This window comes from Bacteroidota bacterium, assembly GCA_026391695.1.
In the GTDB taxonomy this organism is placed as follows: domain Bacteria; phylum Bacteroidota; class Bacteroidia; order Bacteroidales; family JAGONC01; genus JAPLDP01.
Genome location: JAPLDP010000017.1, coordinates 1 through 22,148, shown reverse-complemented (window position 1 = coordinate 22,148; position 22,148 = coordinate 1). Strand labels below are relative to the sequence as shown.

General features: G+C 41.0%; 25 protein-coding genes. 18 read left to right on the top strand and 7 right to left on the bottom strand.

All coding sequences use genetic code 11. The annotated features are described in order from the left end of the window. Positions 1-195: 195 nt before the first annotated feature. From NT175_00625 to gatD, 7 genes are all read left to right on the top strand, one after another. Entirely contained in the window at positions 196-1,479 is a 1,284-nt protein-coding gene (locus NT175_00625) for an adenylate/guanylate cyclase domain-containing protein (GenBank protein ID MCX6233218.1), read from the top strand. Between the two features lie 113 nt (positions 1,480-1,592). Then, the gene (locus NT175_00620; GenBank protein ID MCX6233217.1) at positions 1,593-2,117 is read left to right on the top strand and encodes a hypothetical protein; all 525 of its coding nucleotides are present in this window, start codon (positions 1,593-1,595) and stop codon (positions 2,115-2,117) included. Continuing rightward, complete coding sequence (locus NT175_00615; protein ID MCX6233216.1) at positions 2,089-3,225, top strand: tetratricopeptide repeat protein; 1,137 nt, start codon at positions 2,089-2,091, stop codon at positions 3,223-3,225. The genes NT175_00620 and NT175_00615 overlap by 29 nt, the downstream gene beginning before the upstream one ends. A gap of 579 nt (positions 3,226-3,804) precedes the next feature. Beyond that, the gene (locus tag NT175_00610; protein ID MCX6233215.1) at positions 3,805-3,978 is read left to right on the top strand and encodes a hypothetical protein; all 174 of its coding nucleotides are present in this window, start codon (positions 3,805-3,807) and stop codon (positions 3,976-3,978) included. A gap of 26 nt (positions 3,979-4,004) precedes the next feature. Further along, positions 4,005-4,259, top strand: coding sequence for a hypothetical protein (locus tag NT175_00605; GenBank protein ID MCX6233214.1), 255 nt, complete (start codon positions 4,005-4,007; stop codon positions 4,257-4,259). A gap of 189 nt (positions 4,260-4,448) precedes the next feature. Further along, positions 4,449-6,416 (top strand): Glu-tRNA(Gln) amidotransferase subunit GatE, encoded by a 1,968-nt coding sequence (gatE, locus tag NT175_00600; GenBank protein MCX6233213.1) that lies wholly within the window; start codon positions 4,449-4,451, stop codon positions 6,414-6,416. Positions 6,417-6,443: 27 nt separating this feature from the next. Then, entirely contained in the window at positions 6,444-7,829 is a 1,386-nt protein-coding gene (gene gatD, locus NT175_00595) for a Glu-tRNA(Gln) amidotransferase subunit GatD (GenBank protein ID MCX6233212.1), read from the top strand. An 11-nt stretch (positions 7,830-7,840) separates the two neighbouring features. Here gatD and NT175_00590 read toward each other — a convergent pair whose 3' ends face one another. Beyond that, on the bottom strand, positions 7,841-8,206 hold the full coding sequence (locus NT175_00590) for a hypothetical protein (GenBank protein MCX6233211.1): 366 nt from the start codon (positions 8,204-8,206) through the stop codon (positions 7,841-7,843). 114 nt (positions 8,207-8,320) lie between these two features. Between NT175_00590 and NT175_00585 the strand changes: the two genes are divergently transcribed. After that, on the top strand, positions 8,321-9,799 hold the full coding sequence (locus NT175_00585; GenBank protein ID MCX6233210.1) for a M64 family metallo-endopeptidase: 1,479 nt from the start codon (positions 8,321-8,323) through the stop codon (positions 9,797-9,799). Positions 9,800-9,829: 30 nt separating this feature from the next. On the opposite strand, the gene NT175_00580 is transcribed toward NT175_00585, so the two are convergent. After that, positions 9,830-10,948, bottom strand: coding sequence for a hypothetical protein (locus tag NT175_00580; protein ID MCX6233209.1), 1,119 nt, complete (start codon positions 10,946-10,948; stop codon positions 9,830-9,832). A 286-nt stretch (positions 10,949-11,234) separates the two neighbouring features. Beyond that, positions 11,235-12,404 (bottom strand): ATP-binding protein, encoded by a 1,170-nt coding sequence (locus NT175_00575; protein ID MCX6233208.1) that lies wholly within the window; start codon positions 12,402-12,404, stop codon positions 11,235-11,237. A gap of 390 nt (positions 12,405-12,794) precedes the next feature. Between NT175_00575 and NT175_00570 the strand changes: the two genes are divergently transcribed. Then, entirely contained in the window at positions 12,795-13,580 is a 786-nt protein-coding gene (locus tag NT175_00570) for a hypothetical protein (GenBank protein MCX6233207.1), read from the top strand. Between the two features lie 20 nt (positions 13,581-13,600). Further along, a complete protein-coding gene (locus tag NT175_00565) occupies positions 13,601-13,738 on the top strand; it encodes a hypothetical protein (protein ID MCX6233206.1) in 138 nt (45 codons plus the stop codon). Between the two features lie 215 nt (positions 13,739-13,953). Here the strand turns inward: NT175_00565 and NT175_00560 are convergent, their stop codons facing one another. Next, the gene (locus tag NT175_00560; GenBank protein MCX6233205.1) at positions 13,954-14,094 is read right to left on the bottom strand and encodes a hypothetical protein; all 141 of its coding nucleotides are present in this window, start codon (positions 14,092-14,094) and stop codon (positions 13,954-13,956) included. Between the two features lie 403 nt (positions 14,095-14,497). On the opposite strand from NT175_00560, the gene NT175_00555 reads away from it, so the two are divergent. Continuing rightward, positions 14,498-15,751 carry a hypothetical protein gene (locus NT175_00555; GenBank protein MCX6233204.1) on the top strand — a complete coding sequence of 418 codons (1,254 nt, stop codon included), beginning with the start codon at positions 14,498-14,500 and terminating at the stop codon, positions 15,749-15,751. Between the two features lie 11 nt (positions 15,752-15,762). Here the strand turns inward: NT175_00555 and NT175_00550 are convergent, their stop codons facing one another. Beyond that, the gene (locus NT175_00550; GenBank protein MCX6233203.1) at positions 15,763-15,936 is read right to left on the bottom strand and encodes a hypothetical protein; all 174 of its coding nucleotides are present in this window, start codon (positions 15,934-15,936) and stop codon (positions 15,763-15,765) included. A gap of 75 nt (positions 15,937-16,011) precedes the next feature. Between NT175_00550 and NT175_00545 the strand changes: the two genes are divergently transcribed. The 6 genes from NT175_00545 (at position 16,012) to NT175_00520 (ending at position 20,786) form a co-directional block, all read left to right on the top strand. Next, entirely contained in the window at positions 16,012-16,317 is a 306-nt protein-coding gene (locus tag NT175_00545) for a nucleotidyltransferase domain-containing protein (protein MCX6233202.1), read from the top strand. Beyond that, the gene (locus tag NT175_00540; protein ID MCX6233201.1) at positions 16,307-16,642 is read left to right on the top strand and encodes a DUF86 domain-containing protein; all 336 of its coding nucleotides are present in this window, start codon (positions 16,307-16,309) and stop codon (positions 16,640-16,642) included. The genes NT175_00545 and NT175_00540 overlap by 11 nt, the downstream gene beginning before the upstream one ends. A gap of 458 nt (positions 16,643-17,100) precedes the next feature. After that, positions 17,101-18,291, top strand: coding sequence for a glycerol dehydrogenase (locus tag NT175_00535; GenBank protein ID MCX6233200.1), 1,191 nt, complete (start codon positions 17,101-17,103; stop codon positions 18,289-18,291). Positions 18,292-18,548: 257 nt separating this feature from the next. After that, positions 18,549-18,749, top strand: coding sequence for a hypothetical protein (locus NT175_00530; protein MCX6233199.1), 201 nt, complete (start codon positions 18,549-18,551; stop codon positions 18,747-18,749). 41 nt (positions 18,750-18,790) lie between these two features. Further along, complete coding sequence (locus tag NT175_00525; GenBank protein MCX6233198.1) at positions 18,791-20,107, top strand: C45 family autoproteolytic acyltransferase/hydrolase; 1,317 nt, start codon at positions 18,791-18,793, stop codon at positions 20,105-20,107. Positions 20,108-20,618: 511 nt separating this feature from the next. Continuing rightward, entirely contained in the window at positions 20,619-20,786 is a 168-nt protein-coding gene (locus NT175_00520) for a hypothetical protein (GenBank protein ID MCX6233197.1), read from the top strand. A gap of 7 nt (positions 20,787-20,793) precedes the next feature. Here NT175_00520 and NT175_00515 read toward each other — a convergent pair whose 3' ends face one another. Further along, positions 20,794-20,994, bottom strand: coding sequence for a hypothetical protein (locus NT175_00515; protein MCX6233196.1), 201 nt, complete (start codon positions 20,992-20,994; stop codon positions 20,794-20,796). A 13-nt stretch (positions 20,995-21,007) separates the two neighbouring features. After that, positions 21,008-21,550 carry a phage integrase N-terminal SAM-like domain-containing protein gene (locus NT175_00510; GenBank protein MCX6233195.1) on the bottom strand — a complete coding sequence of 181 codons (543 nt, stop codon included), beginning with the start codon at positions 21,548-21,550 and terminating at the stop codon, positions 21,008-21,010. Positions 21,551-21,789: 239 nt separating this feature from the next. On the opposite strand from NT175_00510, the gene NT175_00505 reads away from it, so the two are divergent. Beyond that, positions 21,790-22,148 (top strand): AAA family ATPase (locus tag NT175_00505; GenBank protein ID MCX6233194.1); only part of this gene is annotated, 359 nt, incomplete at its 3' end.

Sequence of the window (22,148 nt, the reverse complement as noted above, 5' to 3'; positions counted from 1 at the left end):
CGCAGGTTGCAAGTCGCAGGTTGCAGGTTGCAGGTTGCAGCATCTGCAGGAGGAGATAGATTTTTTCATGACAGATAATCTTTAATTTTATTTAGACCAAGTATAAACAATTTTTAAAAAATATTGTTTATTTGACAGTAAAAAAAAGTTTACGTGTTTATAAAATATTTCAGCTATCGTTTAAATACGGGATTTATGACTGAAACCATTCCAGTGGACTTACTTCCTGTCTTGTTAAAAAGATTAGTCTTTGTCATGGTTTTGGTGTTTGTTTCGGTTTCTTGCAGGGGAATCACTCCGCAGGTCGACAACCTGAAATTCCTACTGTCGGATAAAAATTCAGATACCGCCAGGATCAATATCTATCTGAAGCTGGCGACCATTTATCATAATTCCGATCATTTCGATTCAGCCTTGTACTATGCTGCCGAAGCATCTAAACTGGCTGGTGAGCTTCATTACACGAATCTGGAGTGCAAAGCGCTGATGATCCTCGGGGATATTTACCTCAGGCATGGGGAACTAAATAAAAGCATTGACTATCATTCCTCCTGTATGAAGTTAATGGATAGCCTTTCAGTCATAAACAGGGAAAAATCACAGAGGGAAATAGCCCTTCTTAAATTACAGGGAGATCTGAATCAACGAGATATGGAAAAGGGGAAACTTGTTACTTACCTTATTTTGGCTGTGACGGCTCTTCTAATAATACTTCTTGCCGCTCTCCTCAACAGGTTTTTATTCCTACGAAAAATAAAAAACCAATTATCTGAAAAAAATCACATCATCAGTCTGGAGCAAAAAAAATCGGAGGATCTCCTCCTGAACATACTCCCCGAGGAGACAGCCAGAGAGCTCAAGTTATACAGCAAAGCCAAGCCCAGAAAATATGAAAAAGTTACTGTGATGTTCACTGATTTCAAGGACTTTTCAAGAATAACAGAAAAAATGGATGCTGAAGACCTCATCCGTGAAATCGACTATTTTTATAAAGCTTTTGATAATATTATCGTCAAATACGGTATCGAAAAAATCAAGACAATAGGTGATGCCTATATGGCTGTGGGGGGATTACCTGTCCCCAATGGCACACATGCGTCCGATGTTATCGATGCTGCGTTGGAAATCAGGCAGTTGATGCAAAACCATAAAGAGCAGCGACAGCAAGCCGGAAAGTCCTTCTTCGAAATCCGTATTGGCATCCATTCCGGCCCTGTGGTGTCAGGTATTGTTGGTCATAAAAAATTCGCCTTCGATATCTGGGGCGACACTGTCAATGTAGCATATTGTATGGAATCGACAGGTGCCGCGGGAAGGGTGAACATTTCAAAAGCCACAATGGAAATGGTGAATGACATGTATGACTTCACGCACAGGGGTAAAATCCCTATAAAGGGTGACAGGAAAATGGACATGTATTTTGTTAACTACCGGCTCGATGCAAATCAGGAATTAACTGTTGCCAACCCTTTACGCTGATAAAGGACAGCCTGGGTTTTCAGCGACCCACTATGGGTACCCCGCCTGCAAACCCAAAGGCGTTTAAAAGGACACCGCCTAATAAAATTCAAGAAAATTGTACATTTATCTTTATGTCGGTCATATACAAATACCTGTTTCCTGCTGTTCTGATGATAATCAATTTTCAGGTATCCACAGCCGCTGATTCGGTGAGAGTGAAATATCCTTTTTTAAAGACTGCCATTGAAATCTTTAAAGAAATTCGACCCGCCCTACCCCCTGAAACCATCTTAAACAGCAAAATCGACTCTCTTATTGCAGATCAAGAACAGCATCCCGAAATGGAGACTTCATTTCAGGTCTCAACGCTTATCGGGCAGTTACTGCTCGAAAGAGGAGAACATCCCCGGGCACTCGAGTTGTATAAAAGCATATATGAATATCTTTCTTTAAATGAAAGCCCAACATCGGCCACTGAACAAAAAAAAGCCGGAATTTACAAAGTCATTGGTGCCATTTATGAAGAAACCGGAGCCTGGGACCAGGCTATGGACTATTATATCAAAGCCATGCATATTTGCGACTCTCTTGGCTGGAAGGATGGGATAGCAATGGTTTCGAATAATCTTGGAAAATTATATTTCAACCAAAAATGATTATGCCCGGTCTAAAGAATTTTTCGACACTGCAATAAGTATTAATAAATCATCAGGTCATAAGGAGGAGCTGTTTAATAACTACAATAACCTCGCGGCAATATATTTCCAGCAGAAAAATTTCGATAAGGCACTTGAATATGCACTACTTGCCCTCGGACAAATCGATCCTGAAAAAGATACTTACCCTCTATCCTTTCTTTATATGAATATCGGGGGGTTGTATGCGGAACTAAAGAACTATCCTATTGCCGCCTCATACCTGAACACGGCTAAAAATCTTGAAATCAGGTATAATTTCAGTGAAAGTCTTGTGTTGACATACGTAAAACTGGCATCGGTGTATCAGGATTTCAACATGCAGGATTCGGGCAGATATTATATAAAAAAGGCCATTGCTCTGGCACAGTCCACCGACAATCCGACGATTCTTGCCGATGTGTGGAAAGAAGTATATCAGTATTACGGTCAGGCAGGTGATTATAAAGCTGCCTATCAATACTTTACTGAATTTTCAAGGATCGATGATCCGCTACAAGTAATTAATGACCAGCAGAAATTTGAGCAGCTCAGAGCTGTTTATGATGTAGAGCGAAAAGAGCGTGAAAACCAGCTCTTACAGCAAAGACTGGCATTTCAGGAATTGATTGTAAACCGGCAACGCATAATAATTGGTGGAATTCTTTTCATCGTTGTTTTGCTTGGATTATCACTTGTGCTTATTATCAAAAGCAGGCAAAAGAAACGCCTGGCAAGTCTGGTCATTGCCAGGCAGCAGGAAGAACTCTTCAACCAGGATAAAGCGCTCATGCTGCAAAAGGAAAGAGAGCTGACACTGGAGCTGGATTATAAAAACAGGCAGCTGACATCCTATACCCTGCAACTCATCCGTAATAATGAATTTGTATCAAAAGTGATCAGGGAATTGCACCAGCTTGTGCTTGAAATGAATCCCCGTGAGACCGAAAAACGAGAGCGCATATCCAGAAAATTATTTCTGATTTCAGGCAGTTTATTACAGGTAGCGACTGGGAAGAATTTCGCCTTTACTTTGAGGAAGTGCATCAATCCTTCTATGAAAATTTATCAAAAAAATATCCGCAGCTGACACCCAATGAAAAAAAAATTTGTGCCTTTCTGCGGCTCGGCCTCACCAATAAAGAAATTGCCTCCATTACTTTCAGGGAACTGCGTAGTGTGGAATCGGCACGGAACCGTCTGCGTAAAACTTTAAACCTCGATTCAGATGTCAATATTGTGACTTTTCTCTCTCAATTCTAATCAATGAGACTCAATTTTTTCTTCACTGCGTTCGAAAAAATTGTCAGCCGAATTGATCCCGATGAACGAAGTGAAATCGGGAGCCTGGTCAAAGTCCCCGTCCCTTGTGACGGAAATTATGAATAACCCCGTGCTTCAGCTCGGGGTTATTCAATCACGAATTCTAACCCCAGATACGCATAATTGTGATGACCCCATTAAAATAAGAACCCTCTTCCATATTTTTTTCTGCCCCCTGAGTATAATAATCGGTATTGGGATAACTTTTTTTTGACTGAAAATCAATATTTTACACATTTTGCAGTAGTAATATCCCAAATGATTCCGCATGTGCAGTAGATATAAGAGTGTTGAATATTTGATTACCTCATCTGAGACAAATAATTTTGTCAGAAATTAATTGAGCATGGCATCCAAGAAAAAAATAAAAGTTACAATAGCGGATTTGAATGAGCAACTTGATTACCTGAAAGATCAGGCCGAAAGCCGGCAAAATGCACTGACAAAAATCATGACTCATCTTCACCTTCGGAGTGCCAAAGGCAATCAGGTTAAAACAGGAAAAGGAAAAATCAAGTGAAAAGTAAAATCTAAAAGTTAAAAATTATGAAAAGATTAATTCAACTACTCACAATTCTGGGCATTTTATTCATTATTCCGATAAATAGCGGATATGCTCAATGGACAAGTGATCCTGCTGTTAACACAACAATTTGCGATTTGGCAGGATTTAAGGGAACACCTCAAGTAGCTGTCACCACCGACGGGAAATATTTTGTCAGCTGGTTTGGTGGTGATAACATGGGAAGTCATACAGGAAAACGATTCAAAATTCGAAATCCTTATGCAAAGGCTTTCTGAAGATGGTGATAAGTTGTGGGGCGGGAATAAATTCATCAGGGGAAATCGTCGCATTCTGGTCAGGTAACTGATAAAATCAAGATCAGTATACAGGGATAACTTTGTTCTTTTTTGGCGTTATTTCTATCAATTTATCTTTACTTTTGGCATCTCAATTCAGAACGGTCGTTCTAATTCAAGATTATATTGATGATGCAAAAATTCGATGCCAAAAAGAATTATCAGCAAACAAAGGAGCAGATAGGATATGTCACGCGGAAAAAAGCCACACAGGAGGATTACGACAGGATCGGTTTCATGTCGGGGCTGGAAGTTCATCAGCAGCTATTAACCAGAGAAAAGCTCTTTTGCCGTTGTCCGGCAGGATTATATAACAGCAGCGACGATTATGATGCGGAACTTATCCGTCACATGCGTCCTACGCTCAGCGAACTGGGTGAATATGATGGCACGGCCCTGATGGAGTTCAAAACACGGAAGGAGATCATCTACCGCATAAAGAATCAGACTGCCTGCACCTATGATGTTGATGACACGCCGCCATTTTTTATCAACCGTGAAGCGCTGGAAATAGCCATTGAAATTTCTCTTTTATCCAAACAGAGCATTGTCGGGGAAGTACATGTGACAAGGAAACAGTACCTGGATGGGAGCATCCCGACTGGCTTCCAGCGGACAGCCATCATCGGCGTGGAAGGTGAGATACAACTGAAACATAAGAAAGTCAGATTAATTCAGCTCAGCCTTGAGGAGGATGCCTGCCGTGAGATTTCCGATGTAGGGCATGTACGTGCATTTAAAACCGACAGGCTCGGTATGCCTCTTATCGAAACCGTCACTTACCCCGATTGCGCCAATCCTGATGAAGTACGCGAAGCCAATGATTATATTCGCTTCCTCAACAGGAGTACAGGAAAAGTGCGGACAGGTATGGGAGCGGCCAGAGAAGATGTGAATGTGAGCTGCAGGGGCGGCCGCCGTGTGGAGATCAAAGGCGTATCGCATACCAAATGGATACCGGAACTGACTCATAATGAATGTTTCAGACAGTGGGCTCTTCTTCATATCAAGGATATCCTCAATCAAAAATTCAGCGACCCGAAAGCATGGAAGATCAGCTATAAAAAACTGAATGGCCATTTCTATAATTTTAAGTACAAACCTATCCTGCAGGCAAAAAAGCAAAATCACCATATCATCGCAGTAAACCTGCCTGGATTTCAAGGATTACTGTCGCATTTCACCCAGCCCGGCAAAATGTTTGCGGATGAACTTTCCGACAGGCTCAAGGTGATTGCCTGTATTGAAAAGCCAAACATGACACACACGGAAGAGTTCAAACCCGTAGTCGCTGCGACGGACTTTGAAAAGATAAAGAAATTACTCAGGGCTGATAAAAATGATGCACAGGTCATTTTCTGGGCTGCTGAAGATGACCTTGAAACAGCTCTCGATACCATCAATGAACGCTGCAGAATGGCTTTCGACTGTGTGCCTAATGAAACCAGGAAATCGTTCGAGAATGGCACGACCATCTTTGAAAGGGTGTTACCAGGTGCCGACAGGATGTATCCCGATACCGATACTTCGCCTATCCCTCTTGAAGATGAATTCATCAATGAATTAAAAAAACATTTACCCAGTGATATTATTGAAAGATACCGGCAATTACAGAAATGGGATATTCCCGAAGGCACCTATACCTATATCTTTAAAAAGAACCACTTCCCTCTGATCGAAAAAATCGTCAGCACTCTGGGCATAGATCCGAAATTCACCTGCACTTTTTTCGGCCACCAGCTCAAATATGTCGAAGGGCATTATGTTCCGGCAGAAGAATTCAATTATAAAATCATCTATGCCATGTTCAGGTACCTCAAAGAGAAGAAACTCGACCTGTACCTGGCTCACCTTATGCTGCCTGTCATCTTTGAGCACCCGAAAATGGACTTCGATTCAGTAATGACCAGTATCCATTTTAAAGAGGTTCAAAAAAACGAGATCATTGCCAGGATACCTTTCCTGAAAAAGAAATTCAGCGAGATAAGGAGGTCGGATAATAAAATCAATGAAAATAACTGGATCATGGGTGAACTGAGGAGGATAGCCCTTGGGAATATACCTATGAGGGAACTTTATGAAATCGTCAACAATTAAAACACATTTTTTGGAAAACTGAATGCAATGAGTGAAGATTTTTTTCAAGGCTATAAAGGTGACGCACTGGAGATACTGAAGAGATACAACACCCGTGTATGGGGTCAGGCCGATATTGACACCACACGCGGGACATTCAAGGGAACAGTGCTTCCCAGGGCTGAGAACGACGATGACAAGCACATTGTCCTGAAGATACCTACAGGATACAATGTAGGTATTGACATCAGGACAATTACAAACATGAAGGAGACAGGATACAAGAAGGCCGTTTACAAGATTCCGGAGAAGGAATTTCCTATCACTCCGGGTCTGCCTCATGTAAAACTGTTTGGTACCGGAGGAACTATTGCCTCCCGGCTTGACTACCGCACAGGGGCTGTGATACCTGCATTCTCGCCCGGTGAATTATATGGTGCGGTGCCCGAACTTGCCGATATATGCAACCTGGACACCGAAAAGGTCTTTGCTGTTTTCAGTGAAAACATGGGTCCAAAGCAGTACAAGACCCTGGCCCAGGCAATTGGAAAAGAAATTGAGAGCGGCATTGACGGCATTGTGATAGGCCATGGTACCGACACCCTGCATCATACAGGAGCAGTACTGACATTCATGGTGCAGAATACACCGGTACCCATTGTCCTGGTAGGATCACAGCGCTCTTCCGACCGTCCCAGCTCCGATGCCGCCCTTAACCTGCAGCATGCTATGAAAACTGCAGGCCACTCCGACATTGCAGAAGTGCTTGTATGTATGTTCGGACCGACATCTGACGAATTTGGCCTCCTGCACAAAGGTACTCGTGTCAGAAAAATGCACTCATCCTACCGGTCAACATTCAGAACTATTGGCGACACGCCAGTGGCTATGGTCAACAAGAAAGAGATCATTCCTATACATAAAAATTACCATCACAGGCGTAAGGACAGAAATGTAACGATCCTTCCCTATTTCAGCGATGAAGTGACGATGTTATACTATTATCCCGGCATTAAACCCGACACGCTCGATTCGCTGGTGGAAGCCGGTTACAGGGGTATCATCATCGTCGGTACCGGCCTGGGGCATGTCAACAAGGAACTCTACCCGGCTATCGAACGGGCTCATGCCAAGGGTGTTCACATGTTCATGACTTTGCAGACGATCTGGGGTTACGTACACATGTTTGTTTATGACACCGGCAGGGATATGATGGCAAAAGGCATCATTCCCACAGGCAATATGCTTCCTGAAGTGGCATGGGTGAAACTAAGCTGGATACTGGCACAGACAGATGACCCTGCTGAAGTGAAAAGAATGATGCTCACATCTGTCAATGATGAGATCACTCCCAGAGAACCGTATAATGGCTATTTAGTGTACCAGGGTGGCGTGCCAGAAGTGGAAGAATTCATCCGCAGGGTTCATAAATAGTGGAAGAAAATTTATTGTGTCGTTCTTACACTGTCGACAAGATATTTTGACTCACCACGCCAAAATAAAGCCCCGTTCTTTTGACGGTAATGCACTACAACAAGGTATCCCTGCAAACTCTCCAGTTTTTTTGCGATATCTTCATCGCTGGCTGAAAAGAAAAATTTCTCCGACGCTATGGCCACATTTTTATTGCTTTCGATACTGCTGAGGATCATTTCACCTTCATAAGTCTTGAAAATGGTGCCCTTGTGTGAAAACTTCTGTAATAATCCGGCCCTGTATCCATCGCTATAGGTGAAAAAGTATTTCCAGTAAATAAATATGGCCAGTAAAACAATAAAAATAATGATGAACCAGGTAAGGAACTTTTTCATAGTCACAGGATTAATTATACTGCAAACTTAGTATATGTTGGAATATATTCAGGGTATACCTTGTATTATTTTCTGAAGCTTTCTTACCTTTATCAGAGTAAATCTTATTATACCATGAAGAAAACAGCATATATCTTAATCGCTATGACGCTGCTGGCAGCCTGCACCTGCCCCCATGCACCTTCGGAAAAAGACAAATGCGCAAAAAAAGCCGACATCACCGTGCAGAATAAAGGTGATCAGCCTTTTGACACCTATTTCCGGGATAAGACCATGCGACTCGACTATTTCCATACTGGAACTGCAACGGACGAGACATTCTCAATCGACCGCATCGTGTCGGACGGTTCATGGCCCGGTAGTAAAACCATCCTTATAGACAAGCTCCAGCTTGGACTGTATTTTTTTGAAGTGATCGATAAAGCCACCAGCCTGATGTTGTATTCACGCGGTTTTGCCAGCATTTTCGGAGAATGGCAGACAATTCCGGAAGCCGGAACAAGCCGGGGTACCTTCCACGAATCCATCCGTTTCCCATGGCCAATAAATGAAGTCGTTGTAATCCTGAAAAAACGCGATGCCCAAAATGCGTTTCAAACCATCTGGACTACCGACATTGATCCAGCCTCACGCAAGGTCAATCCGGCAGACATCATTCACACCAACAGGACTGACGTTATCCTCGACAATGGCCCGGCACAAACCAAAGTGGATATTGTCATCCTGGGTGATGGATATACAGCCGATGAGATGGAGAAATTCAGAACCGATGCAAAACGACTTTCTGATGTGCTTCTTGCCACTGAGCCTTTTAAATCAAGAAGCAGTGATATTAATATCCGCGCTGTGGAGACACCTGCAATGGAATCGGGTGTGACAAAACCCCATCCAGGTGTTTTTAAGCGTACGCCTTTATCAGTTCAATATGGCAGCTTTGATTCAGAGCGTTATGCTTTGTCATATGATAATAAAACCATCCGTAATGTCGCCTCTCAGGTTCCCTATGAATTCATGGTGATCATGATGAATGAAAGAACTTACGGCGGCGGCGGAATATATAATTTATACACGACCGTATCTTCCGATAACAAATATGCCGGGTACATCATGGTCCATGAGATGGGTCATCACCTGGCAGGGCTGGCCGATGAATATTACACCTCCTCGGTGGCCTACGAAGTGCCTCCGGTCACGGTGGAACCATGGGAAACCAATATAACCGGCCTTTTTGATAAAAATAATCTCAAATGGAAAGAGCTGGTCGAAAAGGGCACACATATTCCCACGCCATGGAATAAAGAGCCTTTTGATCAATTCGGCTACCAGATCCAGAAAGAACGCGATAGCCTGCGTTCCGCCAAAGTACCGGAAAACATCATGGAAGACCTGTTTATGCGGCAATACAACGAGGAAGACCAGTTTTTTTCAAAGGAAATATATAAAGATAAGGTCGGGGCTTTTGAAGGTGCAGGTTATCTGGCAATAGGATTATACCGTTCGCAACTCGACTGCATCATGTTCACCAGACATATGCAATTCTGCAAGGTCTGCCAGAAAAGCATCACCGATGTCATGGATATGTACAACCATTAGGCGGGAGTCTCCCGGGCATCGGTGAGCCAGTTAAAGCATTTTCTGATAGATACGGCGACGTTTGCATATCTTTCCGCCCAAGCGCTCCATCTCCTGACGAACCGAATAATTCTCTTCCAGCTCATTGTGGCTGTCGATAGTGGTGAATCCTAAATTTTGGGCAGTCTGTATGATCCGGAGCATACCCCAGGCATCGAGGCCTATGTTGCGGTATTCCTTTTTTATTCCGCCAAGAAGCAGATCGAGCTGTTTGGATTTTTTGGCAGCTGCAAGAAGATAAAAAATCCCAAATGGCAACAGCCTGCCCTTGGCCTTGCGGAAACCTACATTCATATTAGGCATGCCGACAAGAAAACCGATTAGCTGATCACCCTTTTTGCCGGCCTTGACAAAACGCGGGTCAAGCACAGGGATGTATTGCTTGCCCAGTGCATCGATCTCCTCCGGCGTCAATGGCGTGAAACCATAGAGATCAATGTATGTTTCACTTAATAGTTCAAGTACGGGCTTAACATAAGGCTTTAACTCTTTTCTTTTTCTAAAGCTCAGAAAAGTAAATTCATTCCGTGCCTCTATACGCAGGGCTATTTTTTCGTAAAAGTCAAGATTAACTGTTTTCAGGTCGACGATGTAACAAACCCAGTCAATTTCCTTTGAATAGCCGCAAGCTTCCATGAGAACGGGGATGTATTCAAAGTTGTAGATAGTTGCCAATGTCGGTTCATATTCAAATCCCTCTGTCAAAAATCCTTCAGGGTCCTGGTCAGAAAATCCCAGCGGGCCGACAATTTTCACCATCCCAAATCCCCTGCCCCACTCTTCTACTCTTTGGAGCAAGGCTTTAGCCACTTCCAGGTCATTATAGCATTCCATAAAGCCAAAACGGACATGGCGTTCGTTAAACATCTGATTGCGTATACGGTTGATGATGCCCATGATACGCCCCACGGGCTTGCCGTCTTTCCATGCCAGCAACAGGAGGGTATCATTTTTCTTAATAGCCGGATTCTTGGCTGCATTAAAGAACTTCCGGTCATCCATCAACAGCGGAGGAACCCACAGGGGATGATTCTTGTGAATGACGAAAGGCAGTTTAATAAATGTCCGGAGTTCTCTTTTCGAAGTGACCTGCTTGATTTCAAGAGCCATAATGGATTTTTCTTTAGGTTAAATCTTCATGGTGCAATAGCGGGGATGTAAATTTATAAACATTTTGGAATGGACAACCGATAATTTTTGAAAATGTTAATGAAAAAGTCAAAGAATAGACATTAAAGGGCTCATCTGTAAGCGATTAAATCCATATTCAGATCACAGGTACGAACCACAATACAAATCCCGGAGCCATATTCCGCCACAGAACAATGGAGTATTAATTCTCCTCCTTCCTCAGGATTGTTCGACCGCACAAGATTACTTCGCAGAGTTATTCGACTTACACGATATTATTTGATACGATATCAATTTCCCGAAAATTGATAATTTCCACATCCTGAACTTTTTGCTCCATTTCACCATCATATACTAAAACAGGATTGGTAGCTCTGTCAGGAAACGCTTTGCTAAAATGCCTAAACTGTTTTAAAAAGTCAGTATGAAATGTTTGCGCCGATTTAATTTCAACCGGCTGCAACAAGTTTCCATGCTTTACAACGATATCAATTTCGTTATGGTGGCTGTCATGATAAAAGTAAATATTGCCGTCGAGTCCTCTATTGAAGCGCATTTTAATCAATTCCGAAACAACCATGTTTTCAAACAATGCCCCCCTTAACGGATCCCTGTCGAGTTGTTTCGTATCCTCTATGCCCAAAAGAAAAGCAATCAGTCCCACATCGTAAAAGTAGATTTTAGGCGCTTTTATATATCGCTTGCCCATATTTTCATAATAGGGTTGAAGAAAATAAATAATATAGGATGCTTCGAGCATTGTCAACCAGGATTTTACTGTTCCCAGCGAAACACCAGTTTCATTGGCAATAGCTGAAGCATTGACCAGATTTCCTATCCGGCCAGCACAAATTCTGACAAATTTTTGAAATAAACCGAGATCTTTTATTTGTATCAATTTGCGTAAATCCCTTTCAAGATATGTTTCGTAATAATTGCGATACGCATTATAAGGAGTGAGTTTGTGGGCATAAACTCCAGGGTAGAATCCTTTAAGAATCAAATCATTTGTTGGTAAAGACTTTTCTTCACCAATTTCGGATAATCCTAACGGGAGGAGTTTTAGTATAGCCGTCCTACCGGCCAAGGACTGTGTTACTTTATCAAGCAACGTAAACTGATTACTTCCGGTCAGGATAAATTTCACTTCATTTCTTCTGTCATCAACAAACTGTTGCAGGTATGATATCAGTTCAGGGGTGTTTTGAATCTCATCGAGGATTGCTCCTTCCCTGTTACTGTTCAGGAATGCCCTTGGGTCCGTCGTGGCAAATAACCTGGTATCCGGATTTTCAAAGTTATAGTAAGGTAAATCACTAAAAAGATGTTTTGAGAGAGTTGTTTTGCCTGATTGCCTCGGACCGGTAATGGTAATTATGGGATACTGTTTTGCCATGGCAATAACTTCGTCCTCAATGACCCTTCTGATATACATTTTCGTGTAAATTTAAAGTTCTACTGCAAATTTACACAAAAAAATGAATCCATAAATGAACAGATAAAAAAATAATCACCGGTATGAACCGGGGGGGTCATATTTGTGATTAAATTTCAGTCGCATGCTAACCGTTCATATTTAAAAAAAACATATCTTTACGTGGCTTATATACCGTTTAATCCGGAAAGTTACCCGGGCATTCACAACCATTGTAATGATCATTGACACAAGAAAAACAATAATCACTATAACACGCTACTAAGTCTCTCCTGTCCAAAATCTTAGTAGTGTGTAGACAGGATTACACGAGCAGGTGCTACATGATAGTTATGCCAAATGCTATGACGACCGAAAAACGACTTTAACAATTTAAATATGACGACACCAATGAAAATAACCTTTGACTCTAACACTTGGAGAAAGGTTGCAACTCCAGACAATTTTCCGAAAGACCCAATCAATGCGGACTACAGGACAATTCGAGAAGCTATTAATAATGGGAAAGTGATGCCTTTTATTTCTGAGACAGTATTTACACTGGAAGCGATTCAAAAAAAAGACAGAAAACAATTTTTCAGAGATTATAAGGCGGTAATCACAACAGACATTAGTGAAGGAGAAAACGGAGCAATAAAAATGCAATTTAAAATCGGACCAAATGAAAATGCTCATCCAGGTAATAGTGGATTTTTGAAAGAACATTTTGCAGACGCTTTAAGGTTAGGGTTTAACATTATTCATTTGCCAAGAATTGCAGGGATTACAAATAAAGACATAGAAGCAGCCAAATATAAAATGGACAATGAAACATTAGGTAAATATCTTGACAAGGTATTTGAAGTTGGCAGACGAATTACTGAATTACAAGCAGGCGATTACGAAATACAGCAGATAGGTTTAAAGTATGATACACTATCAGGATTTCAAGGTATTGGGAAAGCTCCCGATTCAGAAAATGAAAATATTACAAAAGCAATTGTAGAGTGGGCAGACGGAGATTCAGTTGCTTCACATATAGCAATTGGTGGGGACTATTTTTGCACTAACGACAATGCAGTATCAGCAGGAGTAAAATCTGTTTTTAGCGTAACAAACTTAAATATCTTGGAGACAGAATATGGATTTCAAAAAATTACTCCAACTGACCTTGCAGATTTACTAAAAGAAATATAAACAATTAAAAATTTGCAACTATGTCTAAAAAACTTTTACCAGAAAAACCAAAGAAACCTCTTTTACCAGAGAAACCAAAAAAACCTTTATTACCCGAAAAGCCAAAGAAGCCATTAATCCCTGAACCAAAGCCAAAGAAACCACTAATAAAAGGTTAAAGGAAACTGCGACTTGAGGTATACACGGACTACAAAAAAGCACTGGGCGTAACAAATAAGGCTTCGTGTGGTCCGCTTGAGGCGGACCCAATCCCGACCTACGTCAAGACAAGCTATGAAGCCATGTTGCACAGCCTGCCCCGCCTCCGGCGGGGAAATCCAGTCCTGGCCGCACATCCTCTTAGTTTCTTTTCTATGGAAATTGAATGACTTTCTTAGTTGACAAGCTTAATATTTTCAGGGAAGAGGCCGAACTTTTTATAATAAACAAGGTCATACCAGATGGAAAGAATAAGCTGAAAAAGACTGTAAATTGGTGTTTGAGGCTGTTTTATGCAATATCTTACCGTGTCCATATCCTGAACGTTATTTAATTTGCTGCTATTTTCCGGTTACCGCTTGCCGATTGTAAAGAAGATATACACATAGCCTCATATGCCGTTTCTGTTTCCCGGAACAAGTCCGGGAGAAATAGCCAGTATCGGACAGAGTTTATCTCGCCAACGGCCGGACAGCCACACTTCCTTTAATGCATGCCTCGCGGCATACCACCCCCGACCTACGTTACGGGGCAGGCTCTGCGACTTGCTAATACTTCAGGACGTTACACCTGCGTATAAGGTACTTCCACCCTCTGGAAAACAATACACCCTTGTTGCTTCGCTTTCTAAACAATTATTTGTATTTTTAACATTTTTGTAAAGCTTACAACAAGTGTGCGCTGCCCTGTTCATGCAGGGCACACACATACAATATAATATGAGATACGACACTTTCCAAATATTTGCAACTATGCATCATGTTGATTTCGACGGAACTAAGTTCAAAGAAATCAAGGATGAAATATTAGGACGCTCAAAAGATTATATCTTAAATGTCGATGAAATAGAATTTCAAGATGCTATATATGACAAATTCAAGCTGGATAAGTTAGTTATCCTGGTGGATCAACTTTCTTTTAATACGCCAAAAAAATCAAATAAATTTTTTCATGATAGATTCAGCGGTAAAGATTTTGAAAAAGAAATCTATGAATTTGATTTTAAAATTCCTTTTTATGGATCATCGGATTTATTAAAAGTAAAACCACCCACTTTTGTGATGACAACCATAGAAATACAAGCTATTACAATATATGAACCTATAGAACCAATTATAAAAGAGCAGTATCTTAAGGTAGTTCTTGAAGTTTACAATGCAGACGAAAAGGAATTTGAAGAGAGGAAGAAAGAAATCTTAAATAAAATAACAGCTAATATTGATAATGTAAATCAATATGCTGAAGTTCTAAATCAAAGAATTAAAGCACTAATTATCCAGACTTTTCAAAAACGAAAAGAACAATTTATTAAAGAAAATGACTTTTTTAAGGCAATAGATTTAAAAGTTAATGAAAGTACAACTACCTTCTTCAATGCAAGTCCAATTAGAAAGAAAAAAATTCCGATTCCTAAAATTGAAGATGTTAAAAAGAAATATTTCGACTCACCACAAATAACAGATGAGATTTACAAAGATGTTAATCATACAATTTTAAATTATTGTAAATCAATAGAGCAGAAACCTTCTATTTATAAAGATAAAGATGAAGAATCATTAAGATTTTTAATATTATCTGTTCTTGAATCTCGGTATGAATCAATTACAGCTACTGGGGAAACATTTAATAAGGGTGGTAGATCAGATATATTGTTAAAATATCAGGATGGCTCAAATCTTTATGTTGCTGAATGCAAAATTTGGAAAGGAGAAAAAATGGTTTTAGAAGCAATTGATCAGCTTATTAGTTATCTTACATGGAGAGATTCAAAAACTGCATTGATTATCTTTGTAAAAACTATTGACTTCAGTAATGTACTTGATAAAATAGAAAAAATAATTCAAACACATAAGAATTTTATCAAATTGATGAATAGTTCAACTGATAAGACATCACTTTCATGTGCTTTTAATTTTCCAGATGATTCAAAAAAACAATTTTTTATGGAAATAATGAGTTTTCACTTTAACTAATTATACTGGCACTAATCGAGTAGGTGGCCCCGGTCATGAATAACCGGGGGTACACGCCTCACACCCCTCCCGTCTTTCAGCATACCCCTTCCCACACCCACACCGACACTCACACCCACACCCATGTCGCTGTGTCGCTTTCCGGAAATATTCGTATTTTTATTAAGCTTACATATCCAATACATTATACGTAAGCGTTGAAAACGATACACATGAAAAATGCTGAATAATAAATATTATCTTTGTACAAAAATCAGGTCATGCAAAGTATTATTAAAGAAAAGATTAGCGCACTTCAGGAGCTTTGCAAAAAATATGATGTGAAAACATTGTATGTTTTTGGATCAGTGTGCACCGATAGTTTCACTAACAATAGCGATATTGATATATTAATTTCGTTCAAGGACATTTCTATTGAGAAATACACGGATAATTACTTTGAATTACATCATAAGCTTGAAGAATTGTTCAATCGAAAAATCGATCTATTGACTGAAAACTCTCTTTCTAATCCATATTTTATTGAAAGTATAGAAGAAACAAAGCAACTGTTATATGCAGCGTGAAATTCAGAAATATCTTCACGATATCAAAGAGTCTATTGATTCAATAGACTCTTATCTTCTGGAAAAACATAATTTTGACGAATTCAAATCGAACAAATTATTAAGACGGGGAATCGAGCGAGAGCTTGAAATTATTGGTGAAGCGACCAGCCGGATTTTAAAAATCGATCCAAATATTCAAATCCCTGATTCAAGAAGAATCGTTGATTTAAGAAATTGGATAATTCATGGATACGATAAAGTGGATGATGTGATTATTTGGGGAATTATTATAAAAGATATTCCCAGATTAAAAGTTCAGGTTAATAAACTAATTAATAAATAGCGCCAGCGCACAATCGAATAGGCAGCTGACTAGCGGTTAAGCTCACCTGTGCACCTCTCCCACTACCCCCACCTTCCGGCATATCACACTCCCCCTCTAATCACACGCACACCCACACCCACACCCACACCCATGTCAGGGACTTCCACCCTCTGGAAAATAATGCACGCTTGTCGATTGCCTTCTGTTAAAAAATTTGTATTTTTAACATTATTGTAAAGCTTACAACAAGTGTGCACTGCATGCTCATGCAGGGCACACACATCGCATATAGCCAATGGCGGGGGAAGCAGGAATTCGAAGCTATGTAGACCACTCCAGCGTCCGTATCGGCGGATACGAACGCAGCCCGCACTCCGCCACTGGCCATATGCGTAACCGTTATGCAATAGCGTGAAAAGACAACGAAAAGAAACACATGAATGGATTTTTATAGTTAACAAGAAAATATAAAAAATATGAATGACAAGTTTAATTCAGGGAGTATCCAGCATGCAGATACGAATGTTTTGATAGGCAATATTCATAAAACACAGAATATACAGCCTACCAGAAACTATACAGCGGCGTTCCCTGGAAAATATATCCAAGGCGAAAATGCGCTTGCTGAGTTACCAGGCTTGGTCAAATTGTTTGGTAAAAATGGGCTTATTTTAGCCTCACCGACTGTAAAAAACAAATTACTCCCTGGATACAATATCAAAGAATATGAGAATTGGATTTCTGTCGAAGAATTTCAAGGGGAGTGCAGTAAAAAAGAATTGACACGTCTGGCTGAAATTATCAGTAGCCGTAAGGTAGACATGGTTGTAGGAATGGGCGGCGGCAAGACTATTGACGCAGCAAAAATTGCTGCCGACAGGGCAGGCATCCCGGTGATTATTGTTCCTACCATTGCCTCTACTGATGCACCTTGTAGTGGTTGTGCTGTTATATATTCAGATCAGGGAGTTTTCGATTCCGTATACTATATGAAGATGAATCCGCAGGTGGTTCTCGTCGATACGAATGTTATTGCCGCTGCTCCGACTCGTTTTCTTGTTGCTGGTATGGGTGATGCTTTGTCTACATGGTTCGAGGCAAAGTCCTGTGAACGCTCCCAGTCGCCAAACGAGTGTGGTGGATATAGTACAATGACAGGGCTAAATCTAGCAAAACTTTGCTACGACACACTTTTACTCTACGGTTCAGCCGCTAAAATGGCATGTGAAAATAATATCGTCACCCCTGCCCTGAACCACATTGTTGAGGCAAATATCCTTCTAAGCGGCATCGGATTTGAGAGTTCAGGACTTGCTACCGCACACTCTATTCATAACGGACTAAGTGCATTGGATGAAACCCATTCGTTCTTCCATGGTGAGAAAGTCGCCTTTGGCGTTTTAACAGGTCTTCATTTAACCGATACACTGCCTGAAGAAATAGCGACTGTGTACTCATTCTGTGAGGAAATAGGACTGCCGACCGTATTTTCCGATATTGGTATAAGAGACGTCAGTAGAAGCAAGTTGATGGAAGTGGCCATAAAAGCTTGCGCTCCTGCAGAAGGAATACATCACGAGGCTGTCGACATTACTCCCGATAAAATCATCAATGCCATGATCGCTGCCGATGCTTTGGGAAGAACCAGAAGAAATGAATCGAAATAGACCTAATTAAGATGATATACAAGTTTTATAATCTTCTTATAGAAATAAGTATCGCCTATGCATAACTCGCGGTATAAAAAATTGTCGAAGATGTAGGCGTGAAAAGGGTTACAGCCCTCTTTAGTATTGGTACATCCAGTAGGTGAATCATTCGCTATCGGCAACTATTCATACCGCCGACCATTAGCACACATTATGAGAACAATCATAAAATTTTGAAATAAATGTAAAGAAAAATTGCAACGTTGATATTTTTTATGACTTTAGCCTTAATGAATTGTAAAAATCTGATTGCCCAAATCACAGGTATGAATAAATCAGAAGCCGACACTACCATTTGGAGAGGTACAAATCAAGGAGATCTTCTGAAAGCTGGAGGTCTTTCAGGGTTTAGTATTTTATTTGGAGGGTGGAGAACAGGATTTGGGAAATTTAACTTTGTTAAAATGATTTTTTAATATCCAATATAAATGTTAATGACAACAAAACAAAATTGATTATGAAAACCAATCGGATGTTCGTTCTTCTACTCGGTTTGTCTATATCGGTAGGATGGACAAGTTGCAACAAAAATGATCAGGTTGATCCGGTTCCATCCAATATCATTCAGGATTCAGCCGTTACAATCGAGAATAAAGGGACCTATTACCTGGTTACCCTTGACATGACACAGGGTTTCTCCCATTACCGGATCGGTCAGCAATACGGCCGGTGCATAAAAAAGGTGGCACCCGGCTATGAAACCATTCTCGGTGCCTATTTATATGAACTTGCTACCTATCAGTATATAGACACAGGTAATATTCCGGAAAGAATCGGGAACATCAAGCCCCAACTTGATGCAAATTACCGGGATGAGATGGATGGAATTGTTTCACAGTTCAACCAAACTTCCGACTGGAGTGCATACGAAATTGTGTATGGGGTTAATCTGGTCTCGGATGTGTTTCGCTATACGCAATGTAGCGCCTTCGGGTGTTGGGGAGAAGCATCCAAAACAGGGGAGAATATTGCCTACCGGACCCTTGACTGGTATGGCGGATCGGTAATTCCTACCATTCAATCGGTTACCAAGATCAAATATCCCGATAAAACGATTTACCTTATCGGAATACTTGGACATCTGGGGTGTATTACGGGAATCAATTACCAAAACGGGATCATGGCCGCAATTCTGGATGCCGATGTAGAGACAAGCTATCAGTCTCCTGGCCTGCGTTCATATATTTTTGATCTCCGAAAAGCGCTTGAAACTGAATCTACAAAGGAAGGCATTGCCGATTATTTGAAAAAACCGGAATTTGCTTACACATTTGATCACCTGATCTTTCTTGCTGACGAAACAAACTGTGTGGTTCTTGAAAATAACATTTCCAATACCGGAATCCAGCCACAAAGAGCCATCAGGGTCGACACATCCGATTTGAATCCAGGCATATCCTGGAACTATAAAAATATCATTGGAGCCGTCAACTGTTTTATGCTCCACGGACAGGTCAATAATTTTTCTGTAGGCATCAATGGGATAATCAATACCCAGCGATGGGATTTACTTCTTCAGAAAACAGACGATTTACTGCAATTAAACAACAATAAGTTGTCGGCCGAGAATGTCAGGGAAATCATGTGTTCATACTGGGGCGAAGAACCGGCATCACTGTACATGGATAACGGCGATCTTTACAATACCGATACACAGCAGATGGCATTGTATATTCCAGCCAGAAGATCGTTAAAGGTGTTTTTTAAGCCAAAAGACAACTCAACGCCAAAAGATCCCTCTCCCTATTTTGAAACCATCGTTTTGTCAGATTAATCCTGTATTATTGGATAAAACAGTCTAACTGACCAGGCCCCGCTGACCCAAATTGACCACACCCTGCCGGCGAAAATGTACTTGAACAGGTGAAGGATAAGCTGCTCTGGATCATGGGATAAACTCAAGTCGCACACTTTGGGCCAGATCGCTTATCTCAATGGTTTCCCGGCGATCAGAGGGGGTGACCTCTGATTGGATACAACTTTGTTAATGTACATGCTAACTTCTGGCCTTCGACATAGTTTGACATTTACAGATCATATGAGAGGTTACTGAATATTAACGTGGGAAAAGTCGGGAGAAGCGTTGGTAACAAAGATTGTGGATTCAGTATTATAGTCTAAAAGTCTAAAAAATAATAAATTAACGTGTGCTAATAAATAAGGCTTCGTGTGGTCCGCCTGAGGCGGACCCAACATGAAGCCACGTTGCACAGCCTGCCCCGCCTCCGGCGGGGAAATCCAGTCCTGGCCGCACATCCTCTTAGTTTCGTTTCTATGAAAATTGAATGACTTTCTTAGTTGACAGGCTTGATGTTTTCAGGGAAGAGGCTAAACTTTTTATAATAAACAAGGCCATGCCAGATGGAAAGAATAGGCTGAAAAAGACTGTAAATTGGCGTTTCAGGCTGTTTTATGCAATATCTTACCGTGTCCATATCCTGAACGTTCTTTAATTTGCTGCTATTTTCCGGTAACCGCTTGCCGATTGTAAAGATTAAATGGTGGCCCCCTGCCTGGATCAAACCGCTCGATGGTGATCATTTTTCCCCGTTTGCAATGCGGACACAGTTCCGGATCATAGCTCAGGTGCTCACGACAGATCTGCCTCCAGTCTTTCTTTTCCCTCTTTTCCGGAATGTGGATACCAAACCCTTTTTGCACTTGCCTCAGATGCTTACGTTTTGTGGCTGACAGCAAGCCGTAATACCGTATCTGCTATCTTCAACCGGCTTGCTTCCCGGGCACGTGATCCTGCCGGATACATCAGTGATAACATAATCCTGTGTTTTAGCAGTTCAGGCGCCTTAAACATGCTGCGGCATTCTTCCCGGTTCAATACCACCGGAAGTTCACGCTCTCGTTTAATCTGTGGCAGGTTCACTACTTTTTCATTCATGCCAAGCAGGCGGTAGCAATACCGAAGTCCATACACTGCAAACTTAAAATCACTCAACGAAGGTGTTTTTGATTTACGTGCCAGCGAAGCAAGGTAGCGGTTTATCTCTTTCTCGCTGATATGTTGCGGTAGCTTGCCAAAGTGAAGACTCACCTGTGCCAGCTTGCGTGCATAGTTATTCAGCGTACTCTTCGATTGCCCCGATAAGACGATCTTGTCCTGAAGTTCCTGGAATAATTTTCCGAAGCCATGTATTTCATGGCATGCCTGTTCTACAATTGTGAACGATTTTTTTCTTAATTTTATCGATGCTTTTTCCATAGTATAAAGTATTTAGGTCAATGAAACTTTATACTAATACTAAGAAAAAAGGCTATCCCGTTCCCGGGCTAAGCCCGGGAACGGGATTTAGTGCAACGAACGCGCAAATGCCAGCCCGGATTAACTTTTATTTGCCCATGCAGGTGCGCAAATATAATCCAGGGTGTTATATAAAATACTAAATTTCAACCATGCCCGCCTGCACGGGCAACAATCCGGGCCGGCATCTGCGCTCGGCGTTGGGTGCAATTGATTTTACTTTCAAATCTATGTTAATTATAGTCTGTGGGCTCCAAGGAGTCGGAAAAACAATTGTTGCTACTAAAATTGCTGAAAAAACAGGTGCTATTTTACTAAGAACTGATGTTATAAGAAAAAAACTAGTCAAAAATCCAACTTACGGCAAAGAAGAAATAATACACATTTATGATGAAATGTTTTCTAGAGCAAAAAAATCATTACTGGATAAAAATACTGTCATTTTAGATGCAACTTTTGCTGAAATACAAGATAGACATCGTGCTAAAAAAATAGCTGATGAGGCAGGCAGTAAATTTGAAATTGTAGAAGTTAAATGCTCGTCTGAAGAGATCATCAA

Bases quoted from the DNA above. Each gene is read 5' to 3' on its own strand.
- NT175_00625 (MCX6233218.1), top strand. From the start codon at position 196: ATGACTGAAACCATTCCAGTGGACTTACTTCCTGTCTTGTTAAAAAGA.
- NT175_00620 (MCX6233217.1), top strand. From the start codon at position 1,593: ATGTCGGTCATATACAAATACCTGTTTCCTGCTGTTCTGATGATAATC.
- NT175_00610 (MCX6233215.1), top strand. From the start codon at position 3,805: ATGGCATCCAAGAAAAAAATAAAAGTTACAATAGCGGATTTGAATGAG.
- NT175_00605 (MCX6233214.1), top strand. From the start codon at position 4,005: ATGAAAAGATTAATTCAACTACTCACAATTCTGGGCATTTTATTCATT.
- gatE (MCX6233213.1), top strand. From the start codon at position 4,449: ATGATGCAAAAATTCGATGCCAAAAAGAATTATCAGCAAACAAAGGAG.
- gatD (MCX6233212.1), top strand. From the start codon at position 6,444: ATGAGTGAAGATTTTTTTCAAGGCTATAAAGGTGACGCACTGGAGATA.
- NT175_00590 (MCX6233211.1), bottom strand. From the start codon at position 8,206: ATGAAAAAGTTCCTTACCTGGTTCATCATTATTTTTATTGTTTTACTG.
- NT175_00585 (MCX6233210.1), top strand. From the start codon at position 8,321: ATGAAGAAAACAGCATATATCTTAATCGCTATGACGCTGCTGGCAGCC.
- NT175_00580 (MCX6233209.1), bottom strand. From the start codon at position 10,948: ATGGCTCTTGAAATCAAGCAGGTCACTTCGAAAAGAGAACTCCGGACA.
- NT175_00575 (MCX6233208.1), bottom strand. From the start codon at position 12,404: ATGTATATCAGAAGGGTCATTGAGGACGAAGTTATTGCCATGGCAAAA.
- NT175_00570 (MCX6233207.1), top strand. From the start codon at position 12,795: ATGAAAATAACCTTTGACTCTAACACTTGGAGAAAGGTTGCAACTCCA.
- NT175_00565 (MCX6233206.1), top strand. From the start codon at position 13,601: ATGTCTAAAAAACTTTTACCAGAAAAACCAAAGAAACCTCTTTTACCA.
- NT175_00560 (MCX6233205.1), bottom strand. From the start codon at position 14,094: ATGGACACGGTAAGATATTGCATAAAACAGCCTCAAACACCAATTTAC.
- NT175_00555 (MCX6233204.1), top strand. From the start codon at position 14,498: ATGAGATACGACACTTTCCAAATATTTGCAACTATGCATCATGTTGAT.
- NT175_00550 (MCX6233203.1), bottom strand. From the start codon at position 15,936: ATGTATTGGATATGTAAGCTTAATAAAAATACGAATATTTCCGGAAAG.
- NT175_00545 (MCX6233202.1), top strand. From the start codon at position 16,012: ATGCAAAGTATTATTAAAGAAAAGATTAGCGCACTTCAGGAGCTTTGC.
- NT175_00540 (MCX6233201.1), top strand. From the start codon at position 16,307: ATGCAGCGTGAAATTCAGAAATATCTTCACGATATCAAAGAGTCTATT.
- NT175_00535 (MCX6233200.1), top strand. From the start codon at position 17,101: ATGAATGACAAGTTTAATTCAGGGAGTATCCAGCATGCAGATACGAAT.
- NT175_00530 (MCX6233199.1), top strand. From the start codon at position 18,549: ATGACTTTAGCCTTAATGAATTGTAAAAATCTGATTGCCCAAATCACA.
- NT175_00525 (MCX6233198.1), top strand. From the start codon at position 18,791: ATGAAAACCAATCGGATGTTCGTTCTTCTACTCGGTTTGTCTATATCG.
- NT175_00520 (MCX6233197.1), top strand. From the start codon at position 20,619: ATGACTTTCTTAGTTGACAGGCTTGATGTTTTCAGGGAAGAGGCTAAA.
- NT175_00510 (MCX6233195.1), bottom strand. From the start codon at position 21,550: ATGGAAAAAGCATCGATAAAATTAAGAAAAAAATCGTTCACAATTGTA.